This is a genomic window from Gilliamella sp. Fer4-1, assembly GCF_001690515.1.
GTDB lineage: Bacteria > Pseudomonadota > Gammaproteobacteria > Enterobacterales > Orbaceae > Gilliamella > Gilliamella apicola_C.
Genome location: NZ_LZGZ01000320.1, coordinates 1 through 2,539 on the forward strand (window position 1 = coordinate 1; position 2,539 = coordinate 2,539).

General features: G+C 35.9%; 2 protein-coding genes. One reads left to right on the top strand and one right to left on the bottom strand.

Going from position 1 to position 2,539, the window contains the following annotated elements; translation table 11 throughout:
* Positions 1-37 precede the first annotated feature (37 nt).
* Entirely contained in the window at positions 38-1,078 is a 1,041-nt protein-coding gene (locus A9G30_RS10695; protein WP_065588952.1) for a tagatose 1,6-diphosphate aldolase, read from the bottom strand.
* Positions 1,079-1,490: 412 nt separating this feature from the next.
* Between A9G30_RS10695 and adhP the strand changes: the two genes are divergently transcribed.
* Positions 1,491-2,519, top strand: coding sequence for an alcohol dehydrogenase AdhP (gene adhP, locus A9G30_RS10700; RefSeq protein WP_065581714.1), 1,029 nt, complete (start codon positions 1,491-1,493; stop codon positions 2,517-2,519).
* The last annotated feature ends 20 nt before the right edge of the window (positions 2,520-2,539 follow it).

Sequence of the window (2,539 nt, forward strand, 5' to 3'; positions counted from 1 at the left end):
AATAACTTATTGCAATTAATTATTTTAAATGATTATGTTAATTACCTAATTTAACATCAATCACTTCAATATTATCTTTACCACCATAGATATCATACCAAGGAGTAGCATATTGTTTTAATATTTTGTTAAGATGCTCAACATTTTCGCGGCCAGTTTGATCTAACCAACGTTTTAATCCCTCTTTTCCACCATTTGCATAGGCGGCAACGCCTTCAAACCATGTAGCTCGTCCACCAAGGATGCCACTATATTTAGCGCCATTTTCACCAGCAAAAATGAGTTCTTGGTGGAAGGTTTTTGTTGGCACGCCCGCACTTAAATAAATGAAAGGACGCGTTGCGGCATCGCTGGCTTGTTTAAAGTAGTCAGCAGCTTGTTTTTGCGTGTAGACAACGACGTTGTTGTCGTTAAAGCCTTCGACATTTTTAAAAAGTACAGGAACTTCGACTTTTAAAATATCAATGTAATATTGCTCTTTAGTAAATTCTTTAATGGTATTAATGACTTTTTGTGGTTTGATTTTTGCAAATTCTGGGCTTTTATCGTCAGTTATCGCGTTATCATATACTATAGGTTCAACAAAAACGGGAATATCGGCAGCTCTTGCCTCATTACCTAAACGTTCTAAAAAAGCGTGCTTTTTATCTAAAATATCTTGAGGATCATCAGGATTATAATAAACCAATACTTTTGCGGCATCCGCGCCTTTTTTTATTAAACGTTGTAATGAATCTTCTGGCAAAATATCGGGCAATCGTCCTGGCGTATTGGCGTCATAGCCCGTCTTTTCGTATGACATGATTAATCCAGCATTGCTATTTTTTGCCGCCATACCTTTAAAACCATATTCTTCATCTAACAAAATTGCGCTAACATATTTAGTTAATTCTTGAGAAACAAGCTCCTTAAATTCATACACCATATCAATATGATAACGATCTTTACCAACCGCAGATTCCATCATCTTAACCATTGAACCACGTTGATCAATCGCTAATGCAGCAATCACGCCATCTTGGTTTGATAGTTGTTGCATACGTGTGAATTTACCACGAGAAATACATTTTCTAGCCATTTTATAGCCTCCATTTAGTTAGTTTCTTTATTATATTGCTTTTTTTTGGTTGTTTATTAATCATTTGTGCTAGTTACAGCGATATCCTCAATTTAAACCAATACCATTGTTATCTAATGGCATTATGATTGAACTTAAGTTACCACTTTAGTAATTATCGCCTTTAAAAAATAGTTGACTTATTTTCAGCCTATATCAGTATGCTGCATATGTTTATAACAACCCCTTTTTATAACAACACCACAAATTTATTTTTTTCAAATTTCAATGAAAGGCTATGTTCATAGTATAAATTATTAAACAATGAATATTATTTAATAGAATTGTGAAACCACTCATATTTTTCAAAAATAATTCGTTTAGAATAAAAAGCAATTATGTTTTAACTTTAAAATTTATTTAGGAGAAAAAAATGAAGGCAGCAGTGATTAAGCAAGAATGCGATGGTCAAGTTGAAATTAAAGATATTCCAGTTCGCCCATTAGAAGCGGGAGAAGCATTAGTTGACGTTGAATATTGTGGTCTTTGTCATACTGATATCCATGTAGCATCGGGTGATTTTGGCAAAAAGCCAGGCCGAGTTATTGGTCATGAAGGTGTGGGAATAGTGACTAAAATTGCTCCTGATGTAAAGAGCCTTAAAATTGGTGATAGAGTTAGTATTGCTTGGTTTCATGCTGGATGTGGTACTTGTGAATATTGTATTTCTGGTCATGAAACATTTTGTCGTAATGCGTTAAATTCTGGATACAGTGTTGATGGCGGTATGGCAGAGCAGTGTATTGTTAAAGCAGATTATGCGGTTAAAGTACCTGAAGGATTAGATCCCGCACAGGCAACAAGTATCACTTGCGCCGGCGTTACAACCTACAAAGGCATTAAAGTTGCCGATACCAAACCGGGGCAATGGCTTGCTGTATTTGGTATTGGAGGTTTAGGAACACTGGCTATTGAGTATGGTAAAAAAGTGTTTAACAATAAAGTGGTTGCAATTAGTAATAGCGATAGTCAATTAGAATTGTGTAAAAAGTTGGGGGCAGATTTAGTCGTTAATCCTAAAAAAGTGGATGATGTAGGTGCTTATATCAAAGCGCACACTGAAGGCGGTGTACATGGTGCTGTTGTGACCTCAGTGACGAAAACAGCTTTCAATCAGGCTATTCATTCAGTACGCCCTTTAGGACGTGTTGTTGCCTTAGGTTTGCCTTCAGAAACTATGGACTTGAGTATTCCGAAAACAGTGCTTGATGGTATTCAAGTTTTAGGTTCACTGGTTGGTACTCGTGAAGATTTAGCCGAGGCATTTCGTTTCAGTGCTGAGGGTAAAGTAATACCAATGGTTGAAAAAAGACCATTAGAAGATATCAATGACATGATCAACGAAATGAAAGCAGGTAAAATTCGTGGACGTATGGTTGTGGATATGAAAATGAAGAAATAGAAATCACTTTTCAGTAATCT